General features: G+C 36.3%; 1 protein-coding gene. It reads left to right on the forward strand.

Annotation, left to right across the window (positions count from 1 at the left end; genetic code table 11):
- Window positions 1-173: 173 nt before the first annotated feature.
- Window positions 174-465 (forward strand): bifunctional DNA primase/polymerase (locus GVL52_RS28815; RefSeq protein WP_200847985.1); only part of this gene is annotated, 292 nt, incomplete at its 3' end.

Raw genomic sequence — 465 nt, forward strand, 5'->3', positions numbered from 1 at the left:
AAATATGGGCGTTTCTGGGTAGTAGATACTACCGATTCAGTTATTGGTCCATTCGCTGCCTACGATAAAGCGTTTAGTGAAATGCTCAAATATTTAAAAATGACAGAAGTAGAATACTATAACGACTTTTTCACACAAGAATTGGTATAAGTCTGTCAAGAGGAGTTAAAACGATGGCAAGCATGAAAGACTACGCTTTGAAATATCAAAAAATGGGTTTCTCAGTCATACCGATTAACCCAAAAAATAAACGCCCTCTAATAGACGTCGCTGACAAACCAGCAATGACTGAGGAAGAGATAAGCAATTTCTGGGAAGGTTTCCCAAACGCAAATATTGCAATAAGGACAACTAATTTCTTTGTCATTGATATCGATAAGCACGGTAATAACAATGGTTTCGATTCTTTAAAAAATTGGCCTTATTTGAATCTAATAGAGCCTACCTTACAAGCCAAAACAGCAA

This window comes from Rhizobium sp. 18055 (assembly GCF_902706285.1).
Lineage (GTDB): Bacteria > Pseudomonadota > Alphaproteobacteria > Rhizobiales > Rhizobiaceae > Rhizobium.